This is a genomic window from Streptomyces musisoli (assembly GCF_016741855.1).
GTDB lineage: Bacteria > Actinomycetota > Actinomycetes > Streptomycetales > Streptomycetaceae > Streptomyces > Streptomyces musisoli.
On the sequence record NZ_JAERRH010000012.1, the window covers coordinates 186,504 to 213,313 of the forward strand.

Annotated in this window: 26 protein-coding genes, 1 pseudogene and 1 riboswitch; of the genes and pseudogenes, 13 read left to right on the forward strand and 14 right to left on the reverse strand. The window is 70.5% G+C overall.

The features are described 5' to 3' along the window. Position 1: 1 nt before the first annotated feature. From JK361_RS28060 to JK361_RS28070, 3 genes are all read left to right on the forward strand, one after another. Complete coding sequence (locus tag JK361_RS28060) at positions 2-262, forward strand: UBP-type zinc finger domain-containing protein (protein ID WP_201823001.1); 261 nt, start codon at positions 2-4, stop codon at positions 260-262. 298 nt (positions 263-560) lie between these two features. Continuing rightward, positions 561-977 carry an ATP-binding protein gene (locus JK361_RS28065; protein WP_030609825.1) on the forward strand — a complete coding sequence of 139 codons (417 nt, stop codon included), beginning with the start codon at positions 561-563 and terminating at the stop codon, positions 975-977. A 164-nt stretch (positions 978-1,141) separates the two neighbouring features. Then, the gene (locus JK361_RS28070) at positions 1,142-2,134 is read left to right on the forward strand and encodes an RNA polymerase sigma factor SigF (RefSeq protein WP_236053671.1); all 993 of its coding nucleotides are present in this window, start codon (positions 1,142-1,144) and stop codon (positions 2,132-2,134) included. Positions 2,135-2,292: 158 nt separating this feature from the next. Here the strand turns inward: JK361_RS28070 and JK361_RS28075 are convergent, their stop codons facing one another. Next, positions 2,293-2,745: a hypothetical protein gene (locus tag JK361_RS28075; protein WP_201823004.1), complete on the reverse strand. Its 453-nt coding sequence runs from the start codon at positions 2,743-2,745 to the stop codon at positions 2,293-2,295. A 134-nt stretch (positions 2,746-2,879) separates the two neighbouring features. Between JK361_RS28075 and JK361_RS28080 the strand changes: the two genes are divergently transcribed. Together JK361_RS28080 and JK361_RS28085 are read left to right on the forward strand one after the other, a co-directional pair. Beyond that, positions 2,880-3,848, forward strand: coding sequence for a diacylglycerol/lipid kinase family protein (locus tag JK361_RS28080; protein WP_201823006.1), 969 nt, complete (start codon positions 2,880-2,882; stop codon positions 3,846-3,848). A gap of 320 nt (positions 3,849-4,168) precedes the next feature. Continuing rightward, positions 4,169-4,426, forward strand: coding sequence for a WhiB family transcriptional regulator (locus JK361_RS28085; RefSeq protein ID WP_016639615.1), 258 nt, complete (start codon positions 4,169-4,171; stop codon positions 4,424-4,426). A gap of 338 nt (positions 4,427-4,764) precedes the next feature. Here the strand turns inward: JK361_RS28085 and JK361_RS28090 are convergent, their stop codons facing one another. Together JK361_RS28090 and JK361_RS28095 are read right to left on the reverse strand one after the other, a co-directional pair. Continuing rightward, complete coding sequence (locus JK361_RS28090) at positions 4,765-6,240, reverse strand: sensor histidine kinase (RefSeq protein WP_201823007.1); 1,476 nt, start codon at positions 6,238-6,240, stop codon at positions 4,765-4,767. Positions 6,241-6,562: 322 nt separating this feature from the next. Next, entirely contained in the window at positions 6,563-7,192 is a 630-nt protein-coding gene (locus JK361_RS28095; protein ID WP_201823010.1) for a TetR/AcrR family transcriptional regulator, read from the reverse strand. Between the two features lie 204 nt (positions 7,193-7,396). Between JK361_RS28095 and nagB the strand changes: the two genes are divergently transcribed. From nagB to JK361_RS28130, 7 genes and pseudogenes are all read left to right on the forward strand, one after another. Next, the gene (gene nagB, locus JK361_RS28100) at positions 7,397-8,182 is read left to right on the forward strand and encodes a glucosamine-6-phosphate deaminase (protein WP_201823013.1); all 786 of its coding nucleotides are present in this window, start codon (positions 7,397-7,399) and stop codon (positions 8,180-8,182) included. A gap of 340 nt (positions 8,183-8,522) precedes the next feature. Beyond that, positions 8,523-9,284 (forward strand): GntR family transcriptional regulator, encoded by a 762-nt coding sequence (locus tag JK361_RS28105; protein ID WP_201823016.1) that lies wholly within the window; start codon positions 8,523-8,525, stop codon positions 9,282-9,284. 122 nt (positions 9,285-9,406) lie between these two features. Beyond that, positions 9,407-9,670, forward strand: a complete 264-nt coding sequence (locus JK361_RS28110) for a DUF3311 domain-containing protein (RefSeq protein ID WP_201823020.1) — start codon at positions 9,407-9,409, stop codon at positions 9,668-9,670. Further along, positions 9,667-11,295, forward strand: coding sequence for a monocarboxylate uptake permease MctP (mctP, locus tag JK361_RS28115; RefSeq protein WP_201823023.1), 1,629 nt, complete (start codon positions 9,667-9,669; stop codon positions 11,293-11,295). The genes JK361_RS28110 and mctP overlap by 4 nt, the downstream gene beginning before the upstream one ends. Positions 11,296-11,369: 74 nt before the next feature. Further along, positions 11,370-11,698 (forward strand): annotated as a pseudogene (locus tag JK361_RS28120) (hypothetical protein). A gap of 39 nt (positions 11,699-11,737) precedes the next feature. Then, a riboswitch (cobalamin riboswitch) is annotated at positions 11,738-11,875 on the forward strand. Between the two features lie 128 nt (positions 11,876-12,003). Beyond that, the gene (locus tag JK361_RS28125) at positions 12,004-14,367 is read left to right on the forward strand and encodes a ribonucleoside-diphosphate reductase subunit alpha (RefSeq protein ID WP_201823035.1); all 2,364 of its coding nucleotides are present in this window, start codon (positions 12,004-12,006) and stop codon (positions 14,365-14,367) included. Beyond that, complete coding sequence (locus tag JK361_RS28130) at positions 14,367-15,380, forward strand: ribonucleotide-diphosphate reductase subunit beta (RefSeq protein ID WP_201823038.1); 1,014 nt, start codon at positions 14,367-14,369, stop codon at positions 15,378-15,380. Before JK361_RS28125 ends, JK361_RS28130 begins: the two co-directional genes overlap by 1 nt. 81 nt (positions 15,381-15,461) lie before the next feature. On the opposite strand, the gene JK361_RS28135 is transcribed toward JK361_RS28130, so the two are convergent. Then, a complete protein-coding gene (locus JK361_RS28135; protein ID WP_236053672.1) occupies positions 15,462-15,677 on the reverse strand; it encodes a hypothetical protein in 216 nt (71 codons plus the stop codon). Between the two features lie 174 nt (positions 15,678-15,851). Between JK361_RS28135 and JK361_RS28140 the strand changes: the two genes are divergently transcribed. Continuing rightward, the gene (locus JK361_RS28140; RefSeq protein WP_201823040.1) at positions 15,852-16,814 is read left to right on the forward strand and encodes a GlxA family transcriptional regulator; all 963 of its coding nucleotides are present in this window, start codon (positions 15,852-15,854) and stop codon (positions 16,812-16,814) included. Positions 16,815-16,836: 22 nt separating this feature from the next. Here the strand turns inward: JK361_RS28140 and JK361_RS28145 are convergent, their stop codons facing one another. The 10 genes from JK361_RS28145 to JK361_RS28190 form a co-directional block, all read right to left on the reverse strand. Then, positions 16,837-18,216 (reverse strand): bifunctional albaflavenone monooxygenase/terpene synthase, encoded by a 1,380-nt coding sequence (locus JK361_RS28145; protein ID WP_201823048.1) that lies wholly within the window; start codon positions 18,214-18,216, stop codon positions 16,837-16,839. Further along, positions 18,213-19,298, reverse strand: coding sequence for an epi-isozizaene synthase (gene cyc1, locus JK361_RS28150; RefSeq protein ID WP_201823147.1), 1,086 nt, complete (start codon positions 19,296-19,298; stop codon positions 18,213-18,215). Before cyc1 ends, JK361_RS28145 begins: the two co-directional genes overlap by 4 nt. A gap of 287 nt (positions 19,299-19,585) precedes the next feature. After that, positions 19,586-20,236 (reverse strand): peptide deformylase, encoded by a 651-nt coding sequence (gene def, locus JK361_RS28155; protein ID WP_201823049.1) that lies wholly within the window; start codon positions 20,234-20,236, stop codon positions 19,586-19,588. A gap of 73 nt (positions 20,237-20,309) precedes the next feature. After that, the gene (locus JK361_RS28160; RefSeq protein ID WP_201823051.1) at positions 20,310-21,290 is read right to left on the reverse strand and encodes a hypothetical protein; all 981 of its coding nucleotides are present in this window, start codon (positions 21,288-21,290) and stop codon (positions 20,310-20,312) included. A gap of 100 nt (positions 21,291-21,390) precedes the next feature. Further along, positions 21,391-22,671, reverse strand: a complete 1,281-nt coding sequence (locus JK361_RS28165) for an HD-GYP domain-containing protein (protein ID WP_201823053.1) — start codon at positions 22,669-22,671, stop codon at positions 21,391-21,393. Next, positions 22,668-23,972: an HD-GYP domain-containing protein gene (locus tag JK361_RS28170; RefSeq protein ID WP_201823062.1), complete on the reverse strand. Its 1,305-nt coding sequence runs from the start codon at positions 23,970-23,972 to the stop codon at positions 22,668-22,670. The genes JK361_RS28165 and JK361_RS28170 overlap by 4 nt, the downstream gene beginning before the upstream one ends. Positions 23,973-24,083: 111 nt before the next feature. Then, positions 24,084-24,395 (reverse strand): mycothiol system anti-sigma-R factor, encoded by a 312-nt coding sequence (rsrA, locus tag JK361_RS28175; protein WP_030657159.1) that lies wholly within the window; start codon positions 24,393-24,395, stop codon positions 24,084-24,086. After that, complete coding sequence (locus JK361_RS28180; protein WP_201823149.1) at positions 24,392-25,087, reverse strand: sigma-70 family RNA polymerase sigma factor; 696 nt, start codon at positions 25,085-25,087, stop codon at positions 24,392-24,394. The genes rsrA and JK361_RS28180 overlap by 4 nt, the downstream gene beginning before the upstream one ends. A 255-nt stretch (positions 25,088-25,342) precedes the next feature. After that, positions 25,343-25,972, reverse strand: coding sequence for an alpha/beta hydrolase family protein (locus JK361_RS28185; RefSeq protein WP_201823063.1), 630 nt, complete (start codon positions 25,970-25,972; stop codon positions 25,343-25,345). Between the two features lies 1 nt (position 25,973). Next, positions 25,974-26,789, reverse strand: a complete 816-nt coding sequence (locus JK361_RS28190) for an SOS response-associated peptidase (RefSeq protein ID WP_201823065.1) — start codon at positions 26,787-26,789, stop codon at positions 25,974-25,976. Positions 26,790-26,810 lie beyond the last annotated feature (21 nt).

Here is a 26,810-nt window from a genome sequence, read left to right on the forward strand (position 1 = left end):
CATGAAACAGTGCACGCACGCCGACGCGCTGCCGCACCCGGAACCGGAGCCGCTCGGCGAGACCTGTCCGGAGTGCCTGCGGGACGGCACGCACCCCGTGCAGCTGCGGCTGTGCCTCACCTGTGGACACGTCGGCTGCTGCGATTCGTCGCCGGGACGGCACGCGACGGAGCACCACGCGAGGTCCGGCCACCCGGTGATGCGGACCTTCGAGCCCGGCGAGGACTGGCGGTGGTGCTTCGTCGACCACGTGCTCGTCTGAGCGGGAGAGTCTCGCCCGACCCCGTTCTCGTGTGACACTGCATGCGGCGGCTGCCGCACGACGGTTCGAGCGCCTGACGTCTGGGTACGTCAACCCGGCGCGCGCTCTTCCCATTTGGGGACGCAGACCCTCTAGACACGGAGCGTATCCACAGCTTTACTGTGAGTGACGCCAGGGGGTTGGGGTCCCGGGACAGGAACGTTCGGAGCGCGATAGCGTCACCGCTTGAACCATCTACGCGTTACCCCGGGGGGCGACCCTCGGCCCCCGTAAAGCTTGTACCACCATGGAGGTGAGGGTGTCCCAGATCGCAGGCGAGCCCGCGGCGAACCAGGACTTCGTGGAAGTCCGGCTGCCGGCTGCGGGTGCCTACCTGTCGGTGCTGCGGACGGCCACGGCCGGTCTCGCGGCCCGCTTGGACTTCACCCTGGACGAGATCGAGGACCTGCGCATCGCCGTGGACGAGGCCTGCGCGATCCTGCTCCAGCAGGCCGTGCCCGGCTCGGTCCTCAGCTGCGTCTTCCGGCTCGTCGACGACTCGCTGGAAGTCACCGTGTCGGCGCCGACCACGGACGGCCACGCCCCCTCGCGGGACACCTTCGCCTGGACCGTGCTGTCGGCCCTCGCGGGCAAGGTCTCGTCCGCCGTGGACGAGGACAAGACGGTGTCGATCAGCCTCTACAAACAGCGCGGCGTCGGCCCCGGGCCGGCGTGAGGAACGGGGACGGGCCGGTGCGGGACGAAGAGCGCGGCACACGGGAGCTGCCGACCGGGGACGGAGGTGCCCCCTGGTCATGGGGATCCTCCCGCTCGAGCGAAGCCGACGGCGGAGGCGCCGCCGAGACCCCCGGGGCTGTCCCCCGGGACGATTCCCAGCGCATGGCGGACGGCATCGACGGCATCCCCGAGCAGGCCAGACCCCACCCGGAGGACGACGCCGCGCGGGTCGACGGTGACGATGCCGGACAGGGCACGCCACCGGAGGCACGCGACGGCGCCGGATCCACCGTCCGCACGGGTGCGAGGGCTCGGGGAAGGGCTACGGGCGGGACGATGAGCGAGCACGAGCGGTACGCCGAGGACGACGCGGAGTCCGTGCAGGCCGCACGGCACGACGACCGGGACCGCAGCGGAGCGCGGGCGATGTTCGTCGAGCTGCGTCGGCTGAACGCGGGCAGCGCGGAGTACGCGGAGCTGCGCAACAAGCTGGTCCGTATGCACCTGCCGCTCGTGGAGCACCTGGCGCGCCGGTTCCGCAACCGCGGCGAGCCGCTGGACGACCTCACCCAGGTCGCCACGATCGGCCTGATCAAGTCCGTCGACCGGTTCGACCCCGAGCGTGGCGTGGAGTTCTCCACGTACGCCACCCCGACCGTCGTCGGCGAGATCAAGCGGCACTTCCGCGACAAGGGCTGGGCGGTCCGCGTGCCGCGCCGGCTCCAGGAGCTGCGGCTCGCGCTGACCACCGCGACGGCCGAGCTGTCCCAGCTGCACGGCCGCTCCCCGACGGTCCACGAGCTGGCCGAGAAGCTCTCGATCTCCGAGGAGGAGGTCCTGGAGGGACTGGAGTCCGCGAACGCGTACTCGACGCTGTCCCTGGACGTCCCGGACACGGACGACGAGTCGCCGGCGGTCGCCGACACCCTGGGCGCCGAGGACGAGGCGCTGGAGGGCGTGGAGTACCGCGAGTCCCTCAAGCCGCTGCTGGAGGATCTGCCGCCGCGCGAGAAGCGGATCCTGCTGCTGCGCTTCTTCGGGAACATGACCCAGTCGCAGATCGCGCAGGAGGTCGGCATCTCCCAGATGCACGTCTCACGCCTGCTGGCGCGCACCCTGGCCCAGCTGCGGGAGAAGCTCCTCGTCGAGGAGTGAGCCGCGCCCGGTGAACGGCTCACCGGACCTTCTCGGTGAGCCCCCGTCGAGCGGCTCACCGGGCCTGCCTCATGACATCCGCCCGCTGCTCGGCGCGCGGCCCTGCCCGCCGAGCGGCTCACCGGGCCTGCCCCCGGTGGGCGCGGCTCCGCAGGGCCCTACTCGGTCCGGCCCGGTCCCTTGATCCCGAGGGCCCGTGTCGTCTCGCCGTTGACGAGGAACACCAGAGCCGACACGGCCACCGCCGTGAGGACGATGCCGGCCGGGACGGCCAGGCTGTCGGCATGGATCAGGTTGTAGGCCACCGGAAGGGCCATGACCTGGGTGATCACCGCGGGGCCCCGGCTCCAGCTGCGCCGCAGCAGCAGCCCGCGCGCGGCGAGCAGCGGCAGCAGCGCGAGGACGACCAGGGTGATGCCGAGGGTCACGGCCTGCTGCCGGTCGTCGGGGGCACCGGTGAACCCGAGGACGAGCGCTCCCAGGCCGCCGGCCACCAGGGCGGCACCTTCCAGCGCGGCCAGCACCGCCGCGTACGTCAGCTTGCGCGGGCGCGGCTCCGTGGCCGTGCCGGCTGCGGCGGTGTCCGGGGCGGGGGTCTGCTCACTGCTCACCCCAGCAGGGTAGCCCCGCCCCCGGAGCGCCCCGCCGCGCCCCGCGCCCGAGTGTCCAGACTCACGCCCCCTCCTCTTACCCGATCCCTACCTCGGTCTGGGCCGAGTACCCCCCAGTAGGTACGCTGCCTTGCATGCGTGCACTTCTCGTGGTCAATCCGGCGGCAACCACCACAAGTGCACGCAGACGCGATGTCTTGATCCACGCGCTGGCGAGCGAGATGAAGCTGGAGGCGGTCACCACCGAGTACCGCGGCCATGCCCGCGACCTCGGCCGCCAGGCGGCGGAGAGCGACGACATCGACCTGGTGGTGGCGCTCGGCGGCGACGGCACGGTCAACGAGGTGGTCAACGGCCTCCTGCACGCCGGCCCGGACCCGGACCGCCTGCCCGGTCTGGCCGTCGTCCCCGGTGGTTCCACGAACGTCTTCGCCCGGGCCCTGGGGCTGCCCAACGATCCCGTCGAGGCCACCGGCGCCCTGCTGGACGCGCTGCGCGACGGCACCGAGCGGGTCGTCGGCCTCGGACTGACCTCGGGTCCGGCGGGCAGTGAGGACGAGGCGGCGCCGGCCCGCTGGTTCACCTTCAACGCGGGTCTCGGCTTCGACGCGGGCGTGGTGGGCCGGGTCGAGCAGCAGCGCGAGCGCGGAAAGAAGTCGACGCACGCGCTCTACGTCCGCCAAGTAGTCCGGCAGTTCCTCGGCGAGCCGAACCGCCGGCACGGCACGATCACGCTGGAGCAGCCCGGCGAGGACCCGATCGAGGACCTTGTCGTCGCCATAGCCTCGAACACGTCCCCATGGACGTATCTCGGCAATCGTCCGATGTACACGTCACCTAAGGCCTCGTTCGACACCGGCATCGATGTGCTCGGTCTCAGCCGCCTGTCGACGGCCGCGGTTGCCCGGTATGGCACCCAGTTGCTCACTTCGTCCCCCGAGCGCGGCCCGCACGGCAGGCACGCGGTCTCGCTGCACGATCTGGACCAGTTCACCTTGCATTCGAAGGCGCCTCTGCCCCTTCAGATGGACGGTGACCACCTGGGGCTGCGTACGAGCGTGACGTTCACAGGCGTACGCCGCGCACTGCGTGTGATTGTGTGAGCGGAACGGGCGAAAGTCCTTTCACTCGAACGTTTAGGCCAGGATCCACCCCATGGAAGTACGGCTGTGACCCAGTCGACACCGAGGAATCAAAAAAAACTTTCCGGAAGGGGTTGTATCCGCCGCCGAGGTTTGCGAGTCTCTACGTGGCGATCGGGACGGCCCGCAAGACCGGCCTCCACTGATCACCGGAACCCCTCTTCAAACCAAGGACCACGCCGAGGAAGACTCGGCGGTCGGCCCTTCACTTGTTGAGGGATTCGTGAAAGCGTTCACATTCACAAGCAACCTGCACGTAATACCAAGGAGAGGTAGCAGCCATGGACTGGCGTCACAACGCCGTTTGCCGCGAGGAAGACCCCGAGCTCTTCTTCCCCATCGGCAACACCGGTCCTGCGCTGCTGCAGATCGAGGAAGCCAAGGCCGTCTGCCGTCGCTGCCCCGTCATGGAGCAGTGCCTGCAGTGGGCGCTCGAGTCCGGCCAGGACTCCGGCGTCTGGGGTGGTCTCAGCGAGGACGAGCGCCGCGCCATGAAGCGCCGCGCCGCCCGCAACCGGGCCCGTCAGGCCTCCGCCTGACATACCCACCCCTGCTGACAGCCTGAGCTTGGCGGCGCGCACAGCACGTACGCATCTCCCGCCCCCGAGCCGCAGCGCGCAGTATCCCCCGATGCGCTTAGCGATTTAGCAGAGCAGCAACGAGCACGAGCCTCGGACCAATGGCGGTCCGGGGCTTTTTGCTGTGCACATCCCCGCCCCGCGGTTGCACATCCCCGGCCCGCGGTTGCTCCTCTCCGACCGCGGAGTCCATCCCCTGCCGGCGGTGCTCATCCCCTGCCGGCGGTGTCCATCCCCCGCCCCGCGGTGTGCCCCTCACCCGTGCAAGGCCCAACGCCCTTGCACGGCGAGGCGGCCGGTCACTTCTGCGCGCGCACCGGGATGTCCAGGATCACGCGCGTCCCCCGCTCGGGCGCCGGCACCATGTCGAACGAGCCGCCCAACTCACCCTCCACCAGGGTCCGGACGATCTGGAGGCCGAGGTTCCCGGAGCGGTGCGGGTCGAAGTCCTCGGGCAGGCCGACCCCGTCGTCCTGGACGGTGACCAGCAGACGGGCCTCCTTGGTGGTGCCGCCACGCACCGCGGCGACCTCGACCGTGCCGGTGTCGCCCTCGCGGAAACCGTGCTCCAGGGCGTTCTGCAGGACCTCGGTGAGGACCATGGACAACGGGGTGGCGACCTCGGCGTCGAGTATGCCGAACCGCCCGCTGCGCCGGCCGGTCACCTTGCCCGGCGAGATCTCGGCCACCATGGCCAGCACCCGGTCGGCGATGTCGTCGAACTCCACCCGCTCATCCAGGTTCTGAGACAGCGTCTCATGCACGATGGCGATCGAACCGACCCGGCGGACCGCCTCCTCCAGGGCCTCCCGGCCGCGCTCGGAGTCGATGCGCCGGGCCTGGAGCCGGAGCAGGGCGGCGACCGTCTGGAGGTTGTTCTTCACCCGGTGGTGGATCTCCCGGATGGTGGCGTCCTTGGTGATCAACTCGCGCTCACGGCGCCGCAGTTCGGTGACGTCCCGGAGCAGCACCAGCGAACCGATGCGTACCCCTTTGGGCTTGAGCGGGATGGCCCGGAACTGGATGACGCCGTCACTGGCCTCGATCTCGAACTCGCGCGGCGCCCAGCCGCTGGCCACCTTGGCCAGCGCCTCGTCCACCGGACCCCGGGTGGGGGCGAGTTCCGCGGTGGTCTGCCCGAGGGGCTGGCCGACCAGGTCGGAGGCGAGGCCGAGCCGGTGGTAGGCGGACAGGGCGTTCGGGGAGGCGTACTGGACGACGCCGTCCGCGTCCAGCCGGATCAGGCCGTCGCCGACGCGCGGGGAGGCGTCCATGTCGACCTGCTGGTTGGGGAACGGGAAGGAGCCGGCCGCGATCATCTGTGCGAGGTCGGAGGCGCTCTGGAGGTAGGTCAGCTCCAGCCGGCTCGGGGTGCGCACGGTGAGCAGGTTGGTGTTCCGGGCGATCACGCCCAGGACGCGGCCCTCACGCCGCACCGGGATCGACTCGACCCGTACGGGGACCTCTTCGCGCCACTCCGGATCGCCCTCGCGCACGATCCGGCCCTCGTCCAGCGCCACGTCCAGCATGGGCCGCCGGCCGCGCGGGACCAGGTGGCCGACCATGTCGTCCTGGTAGGAGGTCGGGCCGGTGTTGGGGCGCATCTGGGCGATCGAGACGTACCGGGTGCCGTCCCGGGTGGGGACCCAGAGCACCAGGTCGGCGAAGGAGAGGTCGGAGAGCAGCTGCCACTCCGAGACCAGCAGGTGGAGCCACTCGAGGTCGGAGTCCCCGAGGGCGGTGTGCTGGCGTACGAGTTCGTTCATGGAGGGCACGTGTGCGAGCGTACCCGCGGCTTGCGGGTGGCCGGAAAACACCCGCGGGCCGCGGCGCCTGGAAGGGACCCTCAACCCTCCCGGCACCGCAGCCCGGAGCATCATCGGCCGTGGGGTGTGCGGTCCCGGTCGGCCGAAGGTCGAGGAGCCGGGGCAGTCAGGGCAGAGAGCACCAGTTCCTCGATCCGCCCTCCTGTGCGGGGAAGGCGGAGGCTTGTCATTCTCGATTGTGGACTAGACCACGATGGCGTGTCCATGGCGCGGAAGCGTCCGCGCCGCGAAGGCGTTGGCACACGATGCCACGCAGCCTAGCCCGCCCGGCTCAGTCGTGGGGCCAGATGGTCATGGCAATTTTCGCGAGCGCCTCCAGTTCCTCCCGCTGCGCGCCGTCCCGGGCCTGCTGGGACATGCCCTGGATCACGGCGCCGGCGTGCCGGGCGAGGGCGGCGGCATCGGTGCCGGCCGGCAGCAGGCCCGCCACGACGTCCGCCCGGATCCTGGATTCCAGGGCCGCGATGCCGGCGTTGCGCCGCTCCCGGAGCAGCGCCTCGACCTCGGCGCTGGTGCAGTTGGTGGCGGCGTGGACGATCAGGCAGCCGTACGGATGGGACGGGTCGGTGTACTCGGCGGCGGCCTCGCGGAGCATGCGCCCGATGCCTTCGCGGGCCGTGGGCTCCTCGGCGAGGGCCCGGTCGGCGAAGGCGCCGTGGGTGCCGGCGTAGACCCGGACGACCTCGTCGAAGAGGGTGCGCTTGTCGCCGAAGGCCGCGTAGAGACTGGGGGCGCCGATGCCCATGACCCTGGTGAGGTCGGAGACCGAGGTGGCCTCGTACCCGTGCTCCCAGAAGGCCATCAGCGCCTTCTCCAGCGCCGTGGCCCGGTCGAAGGATCGCGGACGGCCCCGCGTCCGGCCCGTGCCGCCCTGCGTCTGCGTGTCCCGGCCCGTCGTCATGGGGGATATTTTATAGCGCACCCTAGAAAATTGTCCGTGGGGTCGTGTACGGTCTTTCTGTAGCGACCGCTAGGAAAATCTGGAGGGGTGGACATGACTCGCCCGGAAAAGCCCCTTTCCCTCCGCACTCTCGAACGTCGATTCTGTTAGATTGGTCTAAACCACATAGACGCACAGAGCCCTCTTCAGAACGGCAGGCCCAGCGTGGAAGTTGTCATCGTTCCGGACGCCGAGGCGGGTGGCGAGCTGATCGCCGAGGCCATGGCCCAGCTGTTGCGACGCAAGCCCGACGCCCTGCTCGGTGTGGCCACCGGCTCCACCCCGCTGCCCATCTACCAGGCACTGGCCGCCAAGGTGCGCTCCGGCGCCGTGGACGCCTCACGAGCGCGGATAGCGCAGCTCGACGAGTACGTCGGGCTTCCCTCGGACCACCCCGAGTCCTACCGTTCGGTACTGCGCCGCGAGGTGCTGGAGCCGCTGGGCACGGACATGGACGCGTTCCTCGGCCCGGACGGCACGGCCCAGGACGTCCAGGCGGCCTGCGAGGCGTACGACAGGGCGCTCGCCGAGGCCGGCGGAGTGGACCTGCAACTGCTGGGCATCGGGACCGACGGGCACATCGGGTTCAACGAGCCCTGCTCCTCCCTCGCCTCGCGCACCCGGATCAAGACGCTGACCGAGCAGACCCGCATCGACAACGCCCGCTTCTTCGACGGTGACATCGAGCAGGTCCCGCACCACGTCATCACCCAGGGCATCGGGACGATCCTGGAGGCCCGGCACCTGGTGCTGCTGGCGACCGGCGAGGGCAAGGCGGACGCGATCGCCGCGACCGTCGAGGGCCCGGTCGCGGCCGTCTGCCCGGCCTCCGCGCTTCAGCTCCACCCGCATGCCACGGTGGTGGTGGACGAGGCCGCAGCGTCCAAGCTGAAGCTGGCCGACTACTTCCGGCACACCTACGCCAACAAGCCGGAGTGGCAGGGGATCTAGCCCGGGGTGCCGGACGGAGAAGCGTGGCGTGGCGGGGCCGCCGGGGCGCCGGACGGAGAAGGGTGGCGTGGCGGGGCCGGCCGTGGCGGCGGAGACTGGGACGGGGTGAGCCGGGGCCGGACGGAACCTGGGCCGCGAGTCGGTGAGGGCGACGGCCGTGGCGCGCCTGGCCGCTCGCTCCGCCCGCACGGTGGACTAGACCAACAGCGGGTGCAACGGTATATAGAGGGGATCACGGAGCGTGCGGGTGGAGTCCTGACACAACAACCCGTGCCACGATGTGAGCCGTGGCCGATGGGATGTCGGTCGCTTTCGGCATTCGGAGCCGGGAAGGCAGAGCATGACCACCGACGTCAGCAGTGCGGAGAACGAGGCCGGCACAACCCGTACCGCGCGCGTGCCCAAGTACTACCGCTTGAAGAAGCACCTGCTCGACATGACGGAGACGCAGGCGCCGGGCACGCCGGTGCCGCCCGAGCGCACGCTGGCGGCCGAGTTCGACACCTCCCGCACGACGGTGCGCCAGGCCCTTCAGGAACTGGTCGTGGAGGGCCGGCTCGAGCGCATCCAGGGCAAGGGCACCTTCGTCGCCAAGCCGAAGGTGTCCCAGGCGCTCCAGCTCACCTCCTACACCGAGGACATGCGGGCGCAGGGCCTGGAACCGACCTCGCAGCTGCTGGACATCGGGTACATCACCGCCGACGACCGGCTCGCCGAGCTGCTCGACATCACCGCCGGCGGGCGCGTGCTGCGCATCGAGCGGCTGCGCATGGCCAACGGCGAGCCGATGGCGATCGAGACCACCCATCTGTCGGCCAAGCGCTTCCCCGCCCTCAGGCGCTCGCTGGTGAAGTACACCTCCCTGTACACCGCGCTCGCCGAGGTCTACGACGTCCATCTCGCCGAGGCCGAGGAGACCATCGAGACCTCCCTGGCCACCCCGCGCGAGGCGGGTCTGCTCGGCACCGACGTGGGTCTGCCGATGCTGATGCTCTCCCGTCACTCGCTGGACCGTGAGGGCAAGCCGGTGGAGTGGGTGCGGTCGGTGTACCGCGGCGACCGGTACAAGTTCGTGGCCCGGCTGAAGCGGCCGGCGGACTGACGACGCGGCACGTTCGCCGAATCGGTATACCGATATGCGGGCGAGGTCTTCCGCTGTCACGACACCGTCACCTAGATTGCCTGCGCATTACACGGGTGATCAACGAGGGGACGGAGCGTGGCATGTCCGAAACACCTGAAGTGAGACCACCGGTGGTGACACCGGCCCGGGCGGTCATCGCCCTGTGCCTCATCGCGCCCTTCGTGGCGATGCTGTGGGTCGGCTCGTACGCCAAGACGGACCCCGCGTTCGTCGGGATCCCGTTCTTCTACTGGTACCAGATGCTCTGGGTGCTGATCTCCACCGCACTCACGATGCTCGCCTACCAGCTGTGGAAGCGTGACCAGCGCGCCCGCAAGGACACGAACGGGGGTGCGGTCAAGTGAAGGACGGCGTCAACGGCGTCGCGCTCGGCGTCTTCATCTTCTTCTTCCTGGCCGTCACGGTCGTGGGCTTCATGGCCGCGCGCTGGCGCAAGGCCGAGAACGAGCACTCCCTGGACGAATGGGGCCTGGGCGGCCGGTCCTTCGGCACCTGGATCACCTGGTTCCTGCTCGGCGGCGACCTGTACACGGCGTACACGTTCGTCGCCGTACCGGCGGCCATCTACGCGGCGGGCGCGGCGGGCTTCTTCGCGGTGCCGTACACGATCCTGGTGTACCCGTTGATCTTCACCTTCCTGCCGCGCCTCTGGTCGGTCTCGCACCGTCACGGGTACGTCACCACCTCCGACTTCGTGCGCGGCCGGTTCGGCTCGAAGGGCCTGTCGCTGGCGGTCGCGGTGACCGGCATCCTGGCGACGATGCCGTACATCGCGCTCCAGCTCGTCGGCATCCAGGCGGTGCTGGACGTGATGGGCGTCGGCGGCGGTGAGAACACCAACTGGTTCGTGAAGGACCTGCCGCTGCTCATCGCCTTCGGTGTGCTGGCGGCCTACACCTACTCCTCCGGCCTGCGCGCCCCGGCGCTGATCGCGTTCGTCAAGGACACCCTGATCTACATCGTCATCGCCGTGGCGATCATCTACATCCCGATCAAGCTGGGTGGGTTCGACGACATCTTCGCCAAGGCGGGCGACGCGTTCGCCCAGGTCAACCCGAAGACCGGCGCGCCACGTGGGGCGCTGGCCCCGGGGGATGCGGGGCAATGGACGTACGCCACCCTGGCGTTGGGCTCCGCGCTCGCCCTGTTCATGTACCCGCACTCGATCACCGCGACGCTCTCCTCCAAGAGCCGTGAGGTGATCCGCCGCAACACCACGATCCTGCCGCTGTACTCCCTCATGCTGGGTCTGCTGGCGCTGCTGGGCTTCATGGCGATCGCGGCCGGCGTGAAGGTCACCAACGGTCAGCTGGCCATCCCCCAGCTGTTCGAGGACATGTTCCCCGACTGGTTCGCGGGCGTGGCCTTCGCCGCGATCGGCATCGGTGCGCTGGTCCCGGCGGCGATCATGTCCATCGCCGCGGCCAACCTCTTCACCCGCAACATCTACAAGGACTTCATCAAGCCCGACGCCACGGCCGAACAGGAGACCCGGGTCTCCAAGATCGTGTCGCTGCTGGTGAAGGTCGGCGCCCTGGTCTTCGTCCTCACCATGGACAAGACGGTCGCCATCAACTTCCAGCTGCTGGGCGGCATCTGGATCCTGCAGACCTTCCCGTCCCTGGTCGGCGGTCTGTTCACCCGCTGGTTCCACCGCTGGGCGCTGCTGGCCGGCTGGGCCGTGGGCATGGTCTACGGCACGATGGCGGCGTACGGGGTCGCCTCGCCCACCCAGAAGCACTTCGGCGGCAGCGCCAAGGAGATCCCGGGCATCGGCGAGATCGGCTACATCGGCCTGACGGCGTTCGTGATGAACGTCGTGGTCACGGTGGTCCTGACCTTCGTGCTGAAGGCCGTGAAGGCCCCCGAGGGCCTCGACGAGACCAGGCCCGAGGACTACACGGCGGACGCCGGTGACGCCGGGGTCCAGGTGGAGCTGCCGTCCGCGACCGCGGGCGCCGGCCACTGAACGACCAACGCTCGACGGGCCGTCGGAGGTGATCCGGCGGCCCGTTGTCGTACCCGTCCGGCAGACTCGGTGCCATGGACTTCCTGGTCCGGCAGGCCGCCCGCGACGAGTACGGCCGGCTGGGCTAGACCAGCGCTCAGGCGTTCCTCGGGGACGGTCTCCTCGCCTTCGACGAGGACGGCTGGTATCTCGGCGAGCTGCGGGACGTGGCCAAGCGGGCCGCCGCCGCGGAGGTCCTCGTGGCGGTTCGCGACGACACCCTGCTCGGCGGCGCCACCTCACCATGCACACCGCCCACCGCGTCTGCGAACGCCTCGGCTTCGCGCGCGCAGCGGAGCGGGACCGCAATCCCCTCCCGGGCCGCCCCGACCTCACGCTGCTCACCTACGCGTTGACCCTCTGAGACCGGAGCGACACAACATCTGGGGGTGATGGGACAGCCCGGCACTAGATGTATGCTCGTCCTCGCTGTCGCCGCAGGGGAATCCGGTGCGAGTCCGGAACTGTCCCGCAACGGTGTACTCGCGTGCATCCACACGCCTGTTCCAGTCCGAGGACCTGCCGGCAGCCCACCCGATCGTCCGATCCGGGTGCGTTCCGACGTCCGGGCCTCGCGGAGTGGGCCGGTGGACGCGACGCCGTGCGCGCTCGCGGTCGCCGCCCCCTGCCCTCCGCCAGGCCCCCGTGCCGAGCGAGGGAGAGCCTCACGTGACCATCGCGCCAGTCGACCCGGCTTCAGTCACCGAGCCGGAGACCGACGGTCCCGGTGCCGCGCTGCTGCGGACCCTGACCGAGCTGACCGTCGACCTGCCCGACGCCGACCCCGGACGGGTCGCCGCCGCCGCGCTGCGCGGCCGGTCCGCCCGGGCCGACGAGGCGGAGCTGCGGGAGCTGGCCACGGAGGCCGCCGCCGGCCTGATCTCCGAGGACCCCGCCTACTCCAGGCTGGCCGCCCGGCTGCTGACGATCAGCATCCGCCGCGAGGCCGCCACGCAGGGCGTGTCGACCTTCACGGAGTCCATCTCCGTCGGGCACCGCGAGGGCCTGATCGCCGACCGCACCGCCGAGTTCGTCCGCATCCACGGCGAGCGGCTCGACGCGCTGGTCGACAGCGCGGCCGACGACCGGTTCGGCTACTTCGGCCTGCGCACCCTGCACAGCCGTTACCTGCTGCGCCACCCGATCACCCGCAAGGTCGTCGAGACGCCCCAGCACTTCATGCTGCGCGTGGCGAGCGGTCTCGCCGAGGACGACACGAAGCGCTCCCTGGACGAGGTCGCGGCGCTGTACGGCCTGATGAGCCGTCTGGACTACCTGCCGTCCTCCCCCACCCTGTTCAACTCCGGTACGCGGCACCCGCAGATGTCGTCCTGCTACCTGCTCGACTCCCCGCTGGACGAGCTGGACTCCATCTACGACCGCTACCACCAGGTCGCCCGGCTGTCCAAGCACGCCGGCGGCATCGGTCTGTCGTACTCCCGTATCCGCTCGCGCGGTTCGCTGATCCGGGGGACGAACGGGCACTCCAACGGCATCGTGCCGTTCCTGAAGACCCTGGACGCCTCCGTGGCCGCGGTGAACCAGGGCGGCCGGCGCAAGGGCGCGGCGGCGGTGTACCTGGAGACCTGGCACTCCGACATCGAGGAGTTCCTGGAGCTGCGGGACAACACGGGTGAGGACGCCCGCCGTACCCACAACCTGAACCTGGCGCACTGGATCCCGGACGAGTTCATGCGCCGGGTCAACGCCGACGAGCAGTGGTCGCTGTTCTCCCCCGCCGACGTGCCCGACCTGGTCGACCTGTGGGGCGAGGAGTTCGACGCCGCCTACCGCAGGGCCGAGGCCGCGGGCCTGGCGAAGAAGACGATGCCGGCGCGGGAGCTGTACGGCCGGATGATGCGCACGCTGGCGCAGACCGGCAACGGCTGGATGACGTTCAAGGACGCCGCCAACCGCACCGCCAACCAGACCGCCGAGCCCGGCAACGTCGTCCACTCCTCCAACCTCTGCACCGAGATCCTGGAGGTCACCGACGACGGCGAGACGGCCGTGTGCAACCTCGGCTCGGTCAACCTCGGCGCCTTCGTGGACACGGCGACCGGTGACATCGACTGGGCGCGGCTGGACGAGACGGTCCGCACGGCCGTCACGTTCCTCGACCGGGTCGTGGACATCAACTTCTACCCGACCGAGCAGGCGGGCCGGTCCAACGCCAAGTGGCGTCCGGTCGGCCTGGGTGCGATGGGCCTTCAGGACGTCTTCTTCAAGCTGCGTCTGCCGTTCGACTCCGCCGAGGCCAGGGCGCTGTCCACGCGGATCGCCGAGCGGATCATGCTCGCCGCCTACGAGGCCTCCGCCGACCTCGCCGAGCGCAACGGCCCGCTGCCCGCCTGGGAGCAGACCCGCGCCGCCCGCGGTGTCCTCCACCCCGACCACTACGACACCAGCCTCACCTGGCCCGAGCGCTGGGACGCCCTGCGGGGGCGGATCGCGGCGACGGGCATGCGCAACTCGCTGCTCCTGGCGATCGCGCCGACGGCCACCATCGCCTCGATCGCGGGTGTGTACGAGTGCATCGAGCCGCAGGTGTCGAACCTGTTCAAGCGCGAGACCCTGTCCGGTGAGTTCCTCCAGGTCAACTCCTACCTGGTGCAGGACCTGAAGGACCTCGGCGTGTGGGACGCCCGCACCCGCGAGGCCCTGCGCGACGCCAGCGGCTCCGTCCAGGACTTCCTCTGGATCCCCGAGGAGGTGCGCAACCTGTACCGCACGGCCTGGGAGATCCCCCAGCGCGGCCTGATCGACATGGCCGCGGCCCGCACCCCGTTCCTGGACCAGGCGCAGTCGCTGAACCTGTTCATGGAGACGCCGACGATCGGCAAGCTCTCCTCGATGTACGCCTACGCCTGGAAGGCCGGTCTGAAGACCACCTACTACCTGCGCTCGCGCCCCGCGACGCGCATCGCCCGTGCCGCCCAGGCGCAGGCCACCATCCCCGTGCAGCAGGCCACCGATCCCGACGCGGTCGCCTGCTCCCTGGAAAACCCCGAGTCCTGCGAGGCCTGCCAGTAATGACCACCCGATCCCAGAACCTGCTCGACCCGGGCTTCGAACTGACTCTCCGCCCGATGCGCTACCCGGACTTCTACGAGCGCTACCGGGACGCCATCAAGAACACCTGGACCGTCGAGGAGGTCGACCTCCACTCCGACGTCGCCGACCTCGCCAAGCTGACCCCCGAGGAACAGCACCTCATCGGCCGCCTGGTCGCCTTCTTCGCCACCGGCGACTCCATCGTCGCCAACAACCTCGTGCTGACCCTCTACAAGCACATCAACTCCCCCGAGGCACGGCTCTACCTGAGCCGCCAGCTGTTCGAGGAGGCAGTCCACGTCCAGTTCTATCTGACCCTGCTGGACACCTACCTCCCCGACCCCGAGGACCGCGCCGCCGCCTTCGACGCCGTGGAGAACATCCCCTCCATCCGCGAGAAGGCCGGGTTCTGCTTCAAGTGGATCAACGAGGTCGAGAAGATCGACCGGCTGGAGAGCAAGGCCGACCGCCGCCGCTTCCTGCTCAACCTGATCTGCTTCGCCGCCTGCATCGAGGGCCTGTTCTTCTACGGCGCGTTCGCCTACGTCTACTGGTTCCGCAGCCGCGGCCTGCTCCACGGCCTCGCGACCGGCACCAACTGGGTCTTCCGCGACGAGACCATGCACATGTCCTTCGCCTTCGACGTCGTCGACACCGTCCGCAAGGAGGAGCCGGACCTCTTCGACGACCGGCTCCAGCAGCAGGTCACCGACATGCTCCGCGAGGCCGTCGAGGCCGAGCTGCAGTTCGCCCGCGACCTGTGCGGCGACGGCCTGCCCGGCATGAACACCGACTCGATGCGCCAGTACCTGGAATGCGTCGCCGACCAGCGCCTCACCCGCCTCGGCTTCGCCCCGGTGTACGGCTCCGAGAACCCCTTCTCCTTCATGGAACTCCAGGGCGTCCAGGAGCTGACCAACTTCTTCGAACGCCGCGCCTCGGCCTACCAGGTCGCGGTCGAGGGCACGGTCGACCTCGACGAGGACTTCTGACCGGCCGGTCGCCCGACGGCGCCGCCCGGCCGCGCCCCCTTCGGGGGGTGCGGTGCCGGGCGGCGCCGTTCGCTTGTGCGGTCAGGCATGGCGGGCCACACCGTGGCGCCCCCTGAGGGACCGGGGCTCTTCCGCCGGGCCGGTGGAACCGGGCGCCGCGCCCCGCTCCGCCTCCCGCAGCTGCCGGTCGACGCGCCGGTCGCGCACCACTCCCAGCACGGACGGGAGGATCATGAGGACCAGGATCCCGAGGGTGACGAGCATTCCGATGAGGCCTTCGATCTGGTTTCCGTTCATGGACACTACTGTCGCGCCGAATGCTCCTTACCGTGAGCGGCAGGACTGCCGCACACCCTCGAATTACTGCCACTGCCGAGGCACACTGGCAGCATGCTGTGCGGTACCGGGGGACGGCTCCCCGGACCTCCGGCCGGCCCTTGTGCCGAGCCGGGTGCCGAGACGGGGTGAGTCATGCTGAAGAACGTGGCCGCCGTCCTGCTGGACGGTGTGCATCCTTTCGAGCTGGGTGTCGTGTGCGAGGTGTTCGGCATCGACCGCAGCGACGAAGGGCTGCCGGTGTACGACTTCGCCGTGGTGTCGGCGGAGGGCCCCGAACTGGGCACGCACTGCGGATTCACCGTGTCGACCCCGTACGGCCTGGAGCGGCTGGAGGAGGCCGACCTGATCGCCGTACCGGCCGGTGACACCTACGCGGAGCGCGCGTACCCGGAGGAGCTGCTGGCGGCGCTGCGGCGCGCCGTCGACCGGGGCACGCGGGTGCTCAGCGTCTGCTCCGGGGTGTTCATGCTGGCGGCGGCCGGCCTGCTGGACGGCCGGCGATGCGCGGTGCACTGGCGCCACGCCGAGCAGCTCGCCCGGGCCTATCCCCGGCTCATGGTCGAGCCGGACGTGCTGTACGTGGACGAGGATCCCGTCATCACCTCCGCCGGCACCGCCGCCGGCATCGACGCCTGTCTGCACCTCGTACGCAAGGAGCAGGGCCCGGAGGTGGCCAACAAGATCGCCCGCCGGATGGTGGTCCCGCCGCACCGGGACGGCGGGCAGGCGCAGTTCATCGAGCGGCCCCTGCCGAAGGCCCCCTGCGACACGGTCGGGGACGTGCTGGCCTGGATGGAGGCCCACCTCGACCAGGAGGTCACCGTCGAGCAGCTCGCCGCCCGCGCCCATATGGCGCCGCGCACCTTCGCCCGGCGCTTCCAGCAGGAGACGGGGACCACTCCCTACCGGTGGATTCTTCGGCAACGGGTGCTGCTGGCCCAGGAGTTGCTGGAGGGAACGGACGAGACCATGGACGCCATCGCCTGGCGCACCGGCTTCGGTACGGCCGCCGCGCTGCGCCATCAGTTCGTCCGGGCGCTGGGGACGACCCCGAACGCCTACCGGCGCGCGTTCCGGGGCCCTCAGGCCGCCTGAGCGCGCGCCGGTACCAGGTGACCTACCAGGGCATCGCCCGCAGCAGGAGGTTGTGCGGGCGGAGCGTGATGCCCACCCGGGTGCTGTCGTCGGACCCGTCGACCTGCTCGAAGCGGTACTTCGCCGAGATCGCCGCGGTGATCAGGCTCAGCTGGGTCATGGAGAAGTGGTCGCTGGGGCACTTGCGGTTGCCCACGCTGAACGGGCTCATGGCGTACTTCGGCACGTCCTTGGCCCGCTCCGGCAGCCAGCGGTCGGGGTCGAAGTCGAGGTGGCGGGCGTAGGAGCGGCCGTCGCGCTGGATCGCGTACGGGCTGTAGACGATGTCCGCCCCGGCCGGAATGCGATAGCCGCCGAGTGCGGTGTCGGTCACCGCCCGCCGCGTCAAAATCCATACGGCGGGCCGGAGTCGCATGGCCTCGACGACGACATTGTTGGTGTGTGTGAGCGCGCGAACGTGCTCGAATCCGACGGGTCGGCCACCGGTCACGGATTCGACCTCGGTCCGTACCTTCTCGGCGTGTTCCGGATGTGCGGCGAGGATCTGGAGCAGCCACATGATCGTGGAGGCGACAGTTTCGCTTCCGGGGGTGAGTATCGCGACGACCTGGTCGTGGATCTCCTGTTCCCCGATGGGGTCGCCATTGTCGTCCTTCGCCTCCAGCAATGCCGTCAGCAAATCGTCCGGCTTTTGACCAGACGCCCTGCGCTCGGCGACGATCTCGTCCACCAGCAGATGCAAATCGGCCAGCGCCCGGTTGAATTCGCGGTTGGCCGGAAACGGCAGCCGGTAGAGCGGCCCGAGCGGGATCACCATCCTGCGGTACATACCACGGAAGACGGTGGCGAGGTCGATGCTGAGCCGTTCCGCGCGCTCGTCCATGTAGTCGCCGCGCAGCAGGCAGCGGGCGGCGATACGGACGGCGACCCGGAAGGACTCGGAGGTGCAGTCGACGGTCTCGCCGGGCTTCCAGCGCCCGGTCAGAGCGTGCGCCTCCTCCTCCATGACCGGGCCGTAGGCGGGCAGCGCGTCGAGCCGGAACGCGGGCTGGATGGTGCGGCGCTGCCGGCGGTGCCGGGGGCCGTTCGCGGTGGCCACGCCCTCCTTGCCGAGGAGCCCTTCGAGGGACTCCCACAGCGGGCCGTCGATCTTGAAGTCGGGGCTCAGGGCCAGTGCCCCGGTGAGTTCCGGCGTGGTGACGGCGTACACCGTCTTGGGGCCGAGCCTCAGACGCACGACGTCGCCGTGCTCGCGCAGCCCGGACATGAAGGCGAGCGGGTCGCGGACCAGTTTCAGGCCGTGTCCGAGGACCGGTACGCCGCCCCCGGCCAGGGGCGGTTCGCGCAGTTCGGGCGTCCCGGAGGTCCCGGGGGTCGCGGGCTTCACCGACTCGACGGTCATTTCTCACCTGCCGCTTCGTTCGTGACGTACGGGGGCGTGGACCGGTCGTCCCAGCTGTCGACCATGTACCGGCCGGACTCGTGGTGGAACCAGTAGACGGAGCTGAACCAGTTGCGCATATTGGCGACACAGGACCGGACGGCGGCGCTCAGTTCCTTGCCGCGCACCGTTCCGTCGTCGATTTCATCGGCGAACCGCAGGGCATTGCGCTCGACCGCGAGGAATTCATCGATGCATTCCTCGACGCGTCGTCTCACTTCGTCGACCGCTTCTTCCAGGGTCAATCCCTCATGGGTGATGAGACTGATTCCCAGATTGTGCACCTCGTCGCCTGCTATTTCCTTCGGCAGCGAGCAGAGGTCGTTGTACCAGGCGGCGAATTCCTGGCTGAGGAGTGCGGCCCTGCGGTACGCCGGGTTCTTCCGCACGGCGCCCGGGAGTTCACAGCCCGCACTGATTTCCAGCAGGTCCGTCCATATCCAGTGTGCGAAAGTGTGGCGGCGCAGGGCGAGATATTCCTCGACGCCGGGTATGTATCCCTCGGTGCGGTTGCGGAATTCACGGTCGTAGGCCTCGATCACCGCGTGGAAGTGCCGGGCGAACCGCTGGTTCCAGGTGCGTGGCAGGAAGCCGTAGAGCCGCAGCGCGCTGTCCGCGAAGCCCGCCACCAGCGGGTCGGGGTGGTGCAGATGGTGCCTCGGCGCGTCGAGGGCGGCGTGCAGCCGGTACCTCAGCCGCCGCCAGTGGCCCGCCCGCCCGTGCACGATGTCCCGGTCGTGGCGGTCGTCCCAGATGAAGAACCAGGCGCTGTAGTCGGCTATGGCCTGCAAGGCCTCGTCCGGGGCTCCCGTGTAGTAGCCCGCCATGAGGTCCGTGTAGCACAGACCGTCGGCATATTCCTCTACCTTGGCCGCCGGCATGAGCCGTTTTTCCAGGAGCCAGACCCGTGTCTTCTCCTGTAGTCGTGGCCAATACGGGTGCCGTTGCCGTGGAAAGCCGGATTCGATCACCGGCAGTGCCAGTGAGGGTGGGACTACGACCGCCGTCGGTGTCGCTGTGGTGCCGTGTGGGAAAGCTTGCACGGACAAACCCCTCTCAGCCGCCAGGAGCGCACGCCCTCCCCTGTGCCGGGTGTGCGCCGTTGCGTATCCCCGCACTTACATTCAGCACCACAACTGACCGCCGTGGGAACGGATTTGCTTCACTCACTACCCCAAGGTGCCGAGATTCCCCCCTTGCGTGACTGATTAAGGATCAGTAGGAGCACTCAGGGGATGGTTGTGCGACGCACGCCCGAGCGAACCGTGACAACACGAAGGCGCCCGGCCAGGAAGGATTCCCGGCCGGGCGCCCAGTCGGCCCGTGCTGGTCAGTCGTTGGCGACCACGGGGTAGCGTGGCTCGTTCTCGGCCATCTGCCGCAGCGCGTCCTTGCGGTCCCGCTTCGAGAGCCGGTCGATGTACAGGTAGCCGTACAGGTGGTCGGTCTCGTGCTGCAAACAGCGTGCGAAGTAGCCGGTGCCCCGGACCTTGATCGGGTTGCCCTTCTCGTCCTGGCCGGTCACCTCGGCGTGGTCGGGACGCGCGAGCGACGCGTACGCCGTGGGCACGGACAGGCAGCCCTCGTTGCTGTCGTCGAGCCGGCGCTGCTCGGCGGGCAGGTCGACCAGCTTCGGGTTGCACACCACACCGACGTGCCGGGCGCCCTCGTCGTCCTGACAGTCGTAGACGAAGACCTTCAGGTCGACGCCGATCTGGTTGGCGGCCAGTCCTACGCCCTCGGCGGTGCGCTGGCTGGCGAACATGTCGGCGACCAGCTGCTGGAGCTCCTCGCCGAACTCGGTGACGTCCTTGCACTCCTTGTGCAGCACCGGGTTGCCGACGACCGTGATCGGCCGCGAGGTGCCGCGCTCACGCCAGGCGCTCTCACGCTCCTCGCAGTCCTCCGTGTCGACGACATAGCCCTCGTCGTCGACGGGGAGCACGCCCGCGTGCTGCTGATCGGTGTCCTGCTGCGCCATGACCGACGTACGCCTTCCTGCAAGCCTGGAAAATTCTGCGAGTACAGCCTAAAGGCGGCCGGTCACCGATGGCTCAGCAAACCTCTTCCAGATCCCGCCAGTCCCTGGAGTCCGGGCTGTCGGCCACCCACCCGTCCAGCAGCCCCCGCACCAGCGCGGCCGGCGCGGCCACCCCGCACTCCCGCTCCGGCACCCACAGCTGCCCGTCCGTCCGGTGTCCCAGCGGCCCGGGATGACCCGGCTCACTGTGGTCGTGCGGATCGAGGTGCACGCCTTCGCCCTCGTCCGACGGCATCCTCGACTCGGAGCACGTCCGGCACAGCAGCCGCACCGACGACGACCAGTCCTCCGCGGCGAACCCGGCGTCGGCCGCGAGCTGCTCCAGCGCGTCCCGGTCGGCCTCGGTGGCCGCCTCCAGCAGCACCACCCAGGTGGGAACCGGTGACGGCGCCCACAGCTCGATCTCGTCGAAGACCGGGTAGGAGTGCCCGGCGGACGTGGTGCGCTCGCCGTGCGGGACGCCGTCGTGCAGCACGACCTCGCCCCAGCGCCGCCCGGACGAGGGAAGCGGGATGGAGAGGACCTCCAGCCGGGCCGGGTCCAGCCGGCGGCCCCAGACGACCTCGGCCTCGCCTTCCGGGGAGAGCCGTACGGCCGCGCTGCCCAGCTCCATGCCGAGCGGCTCGACGGAGGCCGCGGCACCCCCGGGCACCTTGAGCCCGTACGCCTGCCAGGCGCGGCGGGCCAGCGGCCAGTCCTGCAAGGCGGTCGCGGCGATGCCCACGTTCCACCAGTCGGGCGCCCCGGTCTCCCGGTCGAGCAGGGCGACCGCACGCAGTCCGGCCGCGCGGGCCTGCTCCCAGTCGTGCCGGAACTTGTGCAGCAGGGCGAGGTTGAACCAGGACTCCGACAGCCAGGGCTCCAGGTCCGCAGCGCGGGTCAGCAGCTCGCCCGCGTCCTCGTACCGGCCGTCTCCGATGAGCGTGAACGCGCGGTCCGTGGCCTGCCGCCAGGAGGCGGAGGGCCGGTGCCGTCCCTTGCCGAAGATCCTCACGATTCCCGCCTGCCAGTTCCATTTCCGCACAGTGGGCTGGCTTGTGCCCCCGGACACCCTCTCCCTCGCATCCAACCACGTACGACGGGAAAGGCGCTCATTACCCATGGGTTACCCAGCCGGGTGCGGGGTCAGACAGTCCCGTTCGTCTCACGGGGACGCGCTCGCGCACGCCCTGGGGCTGGGCCAGTACCCGGGCGAGCGACTCCACGACCTCGGGAGCGTAGTCCCCGGCGGTGCCGAGGCGTAACTCCTCCAGCGCACGGAGCGGGCCCTCGGGTCCGGCGTCCCGGGTCTTCTCCTCGTAGGCGTTCACGGCCCGGACGATCCGGGCGGCGAGCGGCTGTTCCGGGTAGGGGTCGGCCTGCCGTTCCACGACGACGGCGACGGCCGCGTCGACCCCGGTCTGCCGGACGACCGCGCCGCCGAGCAGGGCGATGCGCCGCTGCTCGGCGGCGGGCAGGGCGGCGGTGGCGCCGGCCGGGACCGGGTCGACCAGGCTGAGCTGTCCGATGTCGTGCATCAGGGCCGCGTACTCCAGGACGGCCAGTTCCGGGCCGGTCAGGCCGAGGTCCCGGCCGACGGCGAGGCTGAGCGCGGCGACGCGACGGGCGTGCCCGGCGGGGGTGCAGCCGGCGATCTCGGTGGCACGCGCCAGGGAGGCGATGGTCTGCCGGTAGGTGGCGCGGACGGCCGCGTACCGGCGCACGGACAGCTGGACGAGCAGCATGGGCAGGCAGAACACGGGCAACGCCCACAGGCCGACGACGGCGACCGCGAGCGCTATCACCGCGCCGGTCGCGACGACGGTGGAGCCGATGCCGAGCAGCCCGCGCAGTTCCTCGCGCAGCAGCGGACCGAACGGCCAGCCGGTGCGGCAGTGGGCCAGCGCGGCGGCCAGGATCGCGCCGCACAGGGAGGTGAGGGCGAGCAGGGTGAGCAGCAGCAGGGCGTAGGCGGGTCCGTCCCAGGAGTTGAAGACGCCCCGGTTGTAGAGGGGTTGGAAGCAGACGGCGGCGAAGCCGACGGTGAGGATGCGGCGGGCGAGGTGGTCGACGGTGGGGGCGCGGCCGGCCCAGATGTGCGGGACGGCGCCGAGCAGGGCGGCGACGAGGACGACGGTGACGACCTGGGCGGCGTCGTGCTGGCTGGGCCGCCCGGCGTCGGCGCCCAGCAGGGCGTACGACAGCGAGCCGGCGGCGCCCAAGGGCGCGGCCTGGCGTCCCCGGGAGTCGCTCCACCGGGTCAGCTCGCCGACGGCTATGAGCACTCCGAAGGCGAGCGCGTCCCGCCGGTCGGCCAGTCCGGTCCCCAGGGTGACGGTCAAGGAGCCGGCCGCGACGAGGGCGGCGGCGCCGTGGATGAGCCTCAGGACGGTCATCGGGGCGCTCCGGTGCGGGAGGCCCGCTCCGCGGGCGGGGTGCCGTACGCCGGTTCGTCGGCGGTGACCGCCGGATGCCAGCCGGAGCGGCGCAGGGCGCGGACGAGCGCGGTGACCATGCGGGGGTCGAAGTGCGCCCCGGCGCAGCGCTCCAGCTCGGCGATGGCCGCCTCGACCGGGCGGGCCCTGCTGTAGGAGCGGGTGGAGGTCATGGCGTCGAAGGCGTCCGCGACGGCGACGATCCGGGCGCACTCGGGGATCTGGGCGCCGGCCAGGCCGTACGGGTAGCCGGTGCCGTCGAGCCGCTCGTGGTGGTGGAGGATGGCCGCGCGGGCCTCGCCGAGGAAGGAGATGCCTCGGACCATCTCGTGGCCGTACTCGGGATGCAGTTCGATGATCCGCCGCTCCTCCGGGGTGAGCGGCCCGTCCTTGCGCAGCAGCCGGGTGGGCACGCCCAGCTTGCCGACGTCGTGCAGGATGCCGGCGAAGCGGAGCACCTCGACGCGGTCGTCGTCCATACCGAGTTCACGGGCGATCAGCACGGACGCCTGTCCGACGCGTTCGCTGTGGCCGCGGGTGTAGCCGTCCTTGATGTCGACGGCCTGCACGAGGGCGCGGATGGTGGCCTGGTGGGCCGCGCGTTCGCGGTGGTACTGGGCGAACACCCACCAGGAGACGCACATCGGCAGCAGCACGAGCAGCGCGGACACGGGTCCGTACGGGCTGCGCCACAGCACGGCCATCATCAGTCCGGCGAGTCCGTGCACCGCGACGGCGGCGAGGGAGCGGGCGAGCAGCCCGCGCCATGCCCGGCGCGGCGGCACCAGCCCGGCCGCCGCGCGCAGGCCGCCGTCGAGTGCGGTGAGCACCAGGCAGAACGCGAGGACGGCCGCGCCGGCGGGCAGCAGGGCGTACGGGAAGTCGGGGTGGACGACGGCGTCCCGGCCGCCGAGTGCCCCGTGCACCCGGGCGGCGCCCCACACGGCGAGCGCGGGCCGCGCGGCCCGCCACACGCGTCGCGGCAGGGCGGGCCGGTGTTCGACCGGGGAGAGCAGGCCGGCGGGTACCGGGACGAACGCGGCGGCCGCCGGGGGCAGCAGGAACGCGCCGGCGAGCAGGACCGGGTAGAAGGGCCCGCCGAAGCGGCGGTGCACGACGTGCTCGCAGCTCGCGTAGAGCGCGGCCAGCAGGAGCGAGGCCGCCCAGGGGGTGGGGGTGGCCGGCAGGCGCAGCAGGCAGAGCGCGGCGAGCAGAGCGACGCCGGTCACATAGCCCCGTGCCCTCGCCGGTACCGCGTCCATCACGCCCCTCCCCGACCGTGCCTGTCCGGGCTCGGAGCCTAGGGTGGATTTCGGGGGGTGCGGGGCTTATGACCTGAGGATTAGCACGTTCGGGTGATATGACCCGGCGTGTCAGGACTCCTGGGGCGCGGCCGGGGCCTTGGTCACATCGTGCTCCGGCACGGTCTGCCCGGAGCGGATCAGGTCGATCCGCCCCATGACCTTGGCGCGCAGGTCCGCGGGCACGTCGTCATGCCCGCAGCACCGCTTGACCAGCTTCTTCACGGCCTGCTCCAGGCCGTACTTCTCCAGGCACGGGGAGCATTCCTCGAAGTGGTGCTGGAACTTGTCGCGGTCGACGTCCGGCATCTCACTGTCGAGGAACTCGTACAGATGGTCGAGGACCTCACTGCAGTCCGTCTCGTGCGGCTCTCCGCAGCTCATGAGCCCGAGCCTTTCGCTTCGTTCGACTCTCCGGCGCCCGCCGGGACCAGCCCGCGCTCACGGGCGTAGTCCTCCAGCATGCCGCGCAGTTGCCGGCGGCCCCGGTGCAGCCGGGACATCACCGTACCGATGGGTGTCCCCATGATGTCCGCGATCTCCTTGTACGCAAAGCCCTCGACGTCCGCGAGATAGACGGCGATGCGGAACTCCTCGGGGATCGCCTGCAGCGCTTCCTTCACGTCCGAGTCCGGCAGGTGGTCCAGCGCCTGCGACTCGGCGGAGCGCAGCCCCGTCGACATGTGCGACTCGGCGCGCGCCAGCTGCCAGTCCTCGATCTCCTCGGCCGCGCTGCGCTGGGGCTCGCGCTGCTTCTTGCGGTACGAGTTGATGAAGGTGTTGGTGAGGATCCGGTAGAGCCAGGCCTTGAGGTTGGTGCCCTCGCGGAACTGGTGGAAGGACGCGTAGGCCTTGGCGTACGTCTCCTGCACCAGGTCCTCGGCGTCGGCCGGGTTGCGCGTCATGCGCAGGGCGGCCGAGTACATCTGGTCGAGGTATTCGAGCGCGTCCCGCTCGAAGCGCGCGCTGCGCTCCGCGGTCGTCTCACCGGACGCTTCCGCGCTGACGCCCTGGCCCTCGGGCAGCTCCGCCTGGCCGTTGTCGGTCCCTGCGTCGGTCCCAGTGACCGGACCCACCTCCTCAAGATCCCGGGCGGGACCGAAACCGGTCCCACTCGTTTCGGAGGATAGAACACGACCCATGCCTGCCGCCGCTCGAATAGAGGCGGTCTTGCCCGCGTACAGCACCGTCCAGTCCAGGTCGGTACGGCTGCTGCGGCTCGGGCATACGGTCGAACCCATGCGGCGGACTTCCTCTCCCACGACGTCGGCGCCGAGAACCTCAGCACTTCTGCACGCCACAACAGCGGGCCGCCGCCCGGCATTCCCGGGTCACGCGAGTGACGACACCCACTCCCGCACCCCGGCGGTGATGATCTCCAGCGCGCGCTCCTGGGTGATCTCCGCGCGCTTGGGCACGGCGAACCCGTGATCGCCGTGCGGCACCTCGATCAGCTCGTAGGAGCCGTCGGGGAACTCCTCCGGCCTCCCGAAGGGGTCGTTGCCGCCCTGCACGACCAGCGTGGGCACGCCGGCGCCCAGCAGCTCCTCCGCGCGGGACTTCTCCGGCCTGCCCGGCGGGTGCAGCGGGAAGCTCAGGGCGAGGACGGCGTGGGCGCCCAGCTCGGTCGCCGTGCGGCAGGCGACGCGCGCCCCGGCGCTCCGGCCGCCGGAGATCACCGGGAGCCCCGGCTTCGCGAGGGCCGGCCACACGCCGCGCCATCCGGTGTCCAGGGTCCTGGGCGCGGGCGCGACCTTCTTGCCCGCCACCCGCCAGGGCTGCTCGACGAGGGCGACGGTGACGCCGTGGCCCGGGAGCGTCCCGGCGAGCGCCTGGAGGTCGCGTGCCTCGATGCCGCCGCCCGCCCCATGACCGACGGCCAGCACCAGCCGGGCCCGCCTCGCCTCGTGCCAGGTGATCCGGGCTTCTCCCGCGTCCGTGGTGATGGTCTGCGTAGTCACGTCAGAAGAGTGTGCCCTCTTCCGGTGCCGCCAGCTCCTTCAGCAGCTCCGGGCCGTTGTTGCGGACGTTGCTGACGGCGGTGGCGACCGGGTAGGCGCGCATCAGGCCGGCGGGGGGCGGCGCGAGCAGGCCGCGCAGGTCGTCGGGATCGGTGCGGGAGGGGTCGAGCCAGGCGTCCCAGCGGTCCGGGGTGAGCATCAGCGGCATCCGGGGGTGGATGTCGGCGAGGGTGTGCGGGCCGTCGGCCGGGGCGACCGCCAGCGGGGTCCGCTCCGCCTCGGTGGTGATCACCGAGCAGGTGACCCACCAGGCCCGGGGGTGGTCGTCGGGCAGGGTCCGGTCGCGCCAGAACTCGTACAGGCCGGCCATCGCGAACACCGAGCCGTCGGCGGGCAGCACGAAGTACGGCTGCTTGCGCGGCCGCTTCTTCTTGCCCTCGACCTCCAGCTCGCGCTCCTGCGAGCCGGTGACCCACTCGTAGTAGCCGTCGGCGGGCACGATGCAGCGGCGGGCGGCGAAGGCCCGGCGGTAGGAGGGCTTCTCGTGCACGGTCTCCGCGCGCGCGTTGATCATGCGGGCGCCGCCCTCGGGCGTCTTGGCCCAGGACGGGACCAGGCCCCACTTCAGCTTGCGCAGCTGGCGAACCGGACGCGGGGAGTCCGCGTCTTTCAGGGGGCGGTCCAGGACGGCGTAGACCTCTTTGGTCGGAGCCACGTTGTAGTCCGGCTCCAAGGTCTCTTCGGGCTCCCACTTCTCGATCTCAAAGATTCCTGCGAGATCCTCGGGCCCACGACTCGATGCATACCGTCCGCACATACGTGCCACACTGCCAGACTC